The 4199-nt window shown below is 70.5% G+C and carries 4 protein-coding genes; 2 read left to right on the top strand and 2 right to left on the bottom strand.

Translation table 11 applies throughout. From position 1 onward, the window contains the following. Positions 1 to 410: 410 nt before the first annotated feature. Positions 411 to 617: a developmental transcriptional regulator BldC gene (gene bldC / locus ACFV61_RS05395; RefSeq protein ID WP_014137253.1), complete on the bottom strand. Its 207-nt coding sequence runs from the start codon at positions 615 to 617 to the stop codon at positions 411 to 413. A 485-nt stretch (positions 618 to 1102) separates the two neighbouring features. After that, complete coding sequence (locus ACFV61_RS05390) at positions 1103 to 1999, bottom strand: hypothetical protein (RefSeq protein WP_380335442.1); 897 nt, start codon at positions 1997 to 1999, stop codon at positions 1103 to 1105. 199 nt (positions 2000 to 2198) lie between these two features. Between ACFV61_RS05390 and ACFV61_RS05385 the strand changes: the two genes are divergently transcribed. Further along, positions 2199 to 3356 carry a Glu/Leu/Phe/Val dehydrogenase dimerization domain-containing protein gene (locus ACFV61_RS05385; protein ID WP_063348337.1) on the top strand — a complete coding sequence of 386 codons (1158 nt, stop codon included), beginning with the start codon at positions 2199 to 2201 and terminating at the stop codon, positions 3354 to 3356. A 416-nt stretch (positions 3357 to 3772) separates the two neighbouring features. Beyond that, positions 3773 to 4030: a DUF3073 domain-containing protein gene (locus ACFV61_RS05380; RefSeq protein ID WP_063348338.1), complete on the top strand. Its 258-nt coding sequence runs from the start codon at positions 3773 to 3775 to the stop codon at positions 4028 to 4030. The last annotated feature ends 169 nt before the right edge of the window (positions 4031 to 4199 follow it).

Below are 4199 nucleotides of genomic sequence, written 5' to 3'. Positions count from 1 at the left end.
CCCGCGCCCCCGTGACTTGGGGCTGGGGGGGGTCACATGGCGGGGGGGCTGGGCGGCCGGGGGAGAGGCCGCTACCCTTCGGGGCCCGCGCCTCTCGCTTTTGGCGTCCGGTGTTTATCCCGGACCAGGTCCAGACCACAAGTGACAGACGGTGTGACGGTCGTCACTTATCTTTTCCCGAGAGCACCCCCGCACCACCCTCACCAAGACCTCACTAATTTAATATGTAAAATTGTACAGCCATTAACTGTAAATCCCCCCCGCATCATGCGCATCAAATCGTTATCCGGAGTTCAGCATTCCGTACGTTGTGCCGAGTACCCGGGCACGGCGGGCGGGCATGGCAAAGGGGCCGCTTACCGGACCCGGCGGAGTCCGGTAAGCGGCCCCTTTAAAGAGCCTTTGGCCTATCAGGCCTCAGTGCGCTGAGCGGGAATCCCGGCCAGCAGAGCGCGCACCTCCGCCTCGCGGTAACGGCGGTGACCGCCGAGCGTGCGAATGGACGTCAGCTTGCCCGCCTTGGCCCAACGAGTGACCGTCTTCGGGTCCACGCGGAACATGGTGGCGACCTCTGCCGGCGTCAGCAGGGGCTCAGCATCAGGGGTACGAGCGGTCATGAGCGGCCTCCTCGGGAGAACCGAACCAGGGCGGTTCTATCCTTCAAATTCTGCACCTTGGCCCGCGATGCCCGAAATGGCATAGACGGGCCGAGTCGGTTATAGGACGAACGGCTTGTCCTGGTGTCTACAACTACACCATCCGTCCAGCCCTATCGACCAAACCGCCAAAATTGACCCCTCACGGGTTCAAGAGCGACGGATGGCGATGGACCACCCCATAACGGGCAGTCACGCGGCCGTGACGCCTGGTTACGAGGGGACCAGACCCCCTGTTTCCCCGCAAAGCACGCATCGACTCCAGAACCACCCAAAAGTGGGCATGCCCGCGTGAAGTTGGGCTGGTTGTCCCATTTTTGCACATAGGGGTAAGTTCGCGTCAACGGTGAGTAGTGTCACGTTCGACAGCTATTGACCCGAACCGGGACCTTGGTCATCCAGCTCGGGCCATAGGACTCTTACAGTCATACACGGCTGGTCGGACGTCAGTTCGCGTACCGCAGCGCCAGCACCCTGCGCCAGCGCGCCGTCAGTTCCCCGTACGCGTGCAGCGCCTGCGCGGTGTCCCCCGCCCGCAGCGCGCGCAGCCCCTCCTCCAGCTCCCCCGCCGAACGATCCGCCAACAGCCGCTCCGGCCCCAGCACATGCACCAGCCCCCCGTAGTCCAGCTCCACCAGCGAGCGCGGATGGAATTCCTCCAGCCACCGCCCGATCTGCTCCGCCCCCCGGACCAGTTCCCCGTCCGGCACCTCTTCACGCAGCGCCCGGAAGGCCCGGGCCGTCCGGCGGCGCGCCTGCGCCATCGGCACCAGGTAGAACAGCGCCGCCGCCCGCCCCGGTTTGCCCGGCTCCTGCGCCGGCACGAAACAGCGGTCCTCGTCCCCGAACGGCAGGAACCAGCGCACCGGCACCTCCCACCGGCTGGTCAGGATCCACGGCCGGGCGTCCGGATGGCCGGCCCGCCAGCGCTCCCGGTCCGCCTCCGCCGCCGCCCGGGCCACCGGCGGCACCGCGGTGTCCAGCAGCGCCACCGGCGCGGCCGCCCGCAGCTCCTCCAGCGCCTGCCAGCTGCGCAGCCTGGTCGCCCACGGGCAGACGTACAGCACGCCGTCCACCACCCGCAGGTAGGCCCGCCCGCTCTCCCGCTCGGGCAGCGCCCGGGGTGTCCGGGCGGCCAGCTCCGCCAGCGCCTCCCGCTGCTCCTCCAGGACGGCCGCGGCCACCGGCTGCGCCGCCTCGACGGCGTCCGGGCCGTGCTCCGCCGCGTAGGCCTGCCAGCGCACCCGCTCGGACTCCGGGTAGGCGGCCAGCGGCTCGTAGACCCGCAGGTGGGCGGCGTAGGGCGGCAGTACCGAGGTGCGCACGACGGTCACGTCCTGCATGGTCGCACGCGCCGACCGGCCCCGGGAGGGCGCGCCCGCGAACCGTTCGCGCCCGCACCGCGCACCCCCCTGCGTCTCACTCCTCGGACCACCGGGACAAGCTCGGACAAGAGGGCGGATCGGCGACGCTCCCGCGACTACGCTTCGCCCTAGGCGCCCGCACCACAGCAGGCGGGCCTTCGATACTGGAGTCACCACAGTGACCGACGTACAGACATCCGCCACGCACCCCGCACCCGGAGTGCTCAGCAGGATCTTCCGCACCGAGCAGGACGGCGCCCCCGGCGACGGCCACGAGCAGGTCGTCCTCTGCCACGACCGCAGCTCCGGGCTCAAGGCGATCATCGCCATCCACTCCACCGCGCTGGGCCCGGCCCTCGGCGGCACCCGCTTCTTCCCGTACGCCTCCGAGGAGGCGGCCCTGGAGGACGCGCTCAACCTGTCCCGCGGCATGTCCTACAAGAACGCGCTGGCCGGGCTCGACCTCGGCGGCGGCAAGGCCGTCATCATCGGCGACCCCAACAAGGACAAGAACGAGGCGATGCTCCGTGCCTACGGCCGCTTCGTGGAGTCCCTGCGCGGCCGCTACATCACCGCCTGCGACGTGGGCACCTACGTGCAGGACATGGACGTCATCGCGCGCGAGACGCAGTTCGTGACGGGCCGCTCGCCCGAGCACGGCGGCGCCGGCGACTCGTCCATCCTGACCGCCTTCGGCGTCTTCCAGGGCATGCGCGCCACCGCCCAGGCCCGCTGGGGCCAGCCGACCCTGCGCGGCAAGCGGGTCGGCGTCGCGGGCGTCGGCAAGGTCGGCCACTACCTGGTCGGCCACCTCGTCGCGGACGGCGCCACCGTCGTCATCACCGACGTCTCCGAGACCGCCGTGAACCGCGTCCGCGCGGCCCACCCGGAGGTGGAGGTCGTCGCCGACACCGCCGCCCTGCTGCAGGCCCGGCTGGACGTCTACGCCCCCTGCGCCCTGGGCGGCGCGCTGACCGACGACACGGTGGCCGCGCTCGGCGAGTCCGGCACCACGATCGTCTGCGGCGCGGCCAACAACCAGCTGGCCCACCCGGGCGTCGAGAAGGACCTCGCGGACCGCGGCATCCTCTACGCGCCGGACTACCTGGTGAACTCCGGCGGCGTGATCCAGGTCGCCGACGAGATCGAGGGCTTCAACTTCGACCGGGCCAAGAACAAGGCCACCAGGATCTTCGACACCACCCTGGAGATCTTCACCCGGGCCGCCTCCGACGGCGTCCCGCCGGCGGTCGCCGCCGACCGCCTGGCCGAGAAGCGGATGCGCGAGATCAGCGCGCTGCGCACGGTCCTGCTGCCGGGCGCCCGACGGGCCTGATCCGGCGCCCCCGGAACCTCGGACGCGCGGGGGGCGGCCGCACCCCCGTGACCCGCCCCCGGGCGGGAGGGGCCCAGCCGTCCCCCGCGCATCACGATGTGGAACCGGATTCTCACTTCTGCGCCCGATCGGGTGATCCAAGGTCCCCCTTGGGGGGATAATCGGTCCTGGAACGACGGACCTGAGACACCTCCGGACAGCGCGCAAACCGCCGCAAAACCTCCCCTGACCTGGGAAGACCTGGTCTCGGGTGCGGTCGGTGCGCGCCACGTCACACCGACGACGTACCGTCCAGCGGCGGAAACAGGTACCGTTAATGCTCCAAGGGACGGTCCTCCCATTCGGGCAGGCCGCTCCTGATCATGAACACGTGTCAGACTCGGGGCCGTGAGCCCCATCGTTGAGGGGGTCGACCCATGGGGCGCGGCCGGGCCAAGGCCAAGCAGACGAAGGTCGCCCGCGAGCTGAAGTACAACAGCGGCGGGTTTGACGCTAACCGTCTGTCCAACGAGCTGGGCGCATCGCCGTCCACCGCTCCGATCGACCCGGAGCCGATCGAGGAGGAGGAGGACGACGACCCGTATGCCGAGTACGCCGCCCGCTATGCCGACCTCGACGACGAGGACGACACCGAGCCGGGCACCGGGCCGTCGCAGGCCTCTCGCCGCTCGTAGCCAGTAGTTTCGCCGACCGGCCCAGCGCCCAGCGCGCCAGGCCGGTCTTCGGCGTTTCCGCGTACCGGGTGGCGTACCGGGTGGTCGCCGCCCCCCGGGTGGCAGGACGCGGAAGCGGCCCAGCCGGGGGCCCCGCGGGCGCCACCGCCGGTCACGCCGGGTCGACCGC

The organism is Kitasatospora sp. NPDC059817, from assembly GCF_042731835.1.
Taxonomy (GTDB): Bacteria; Actinomycetota; Actinomycetes; order Streptomycetales; family Streptomycetaceae; genus Kitasatospora.
The sequence above is the reverse complement of the archived record's forward strand: the minus strand, read 5'-3'. Positions and strand labels throughout refer to the sequence as shown.

Excerpts from the sequence above, each read along its gene's own strand:
- bldC (WP_014137253.1), bottom strand. The coding sequence starts at position 617 with ATGACCGCTCGTACCCCTGATGCTGAGCCCCTGCTGACGCCGGCAGAG.
- ACFV61_RS05390 (WP_380335442.1), bottom strand. The coding sequence starts at position 1,999 with ATGCAGGACGTGACCGTCGTGCGCACCTCGGTACTGCCGCCCTACGCC.
- ACFV61_RS05380 (WP_063348338.1), top strand. The coding sequence starts at position 3,773 with ATGGGGCGCGGCCGGGCCAAGGCCAAGCAGACGAAGGTCGCCCGCGAG.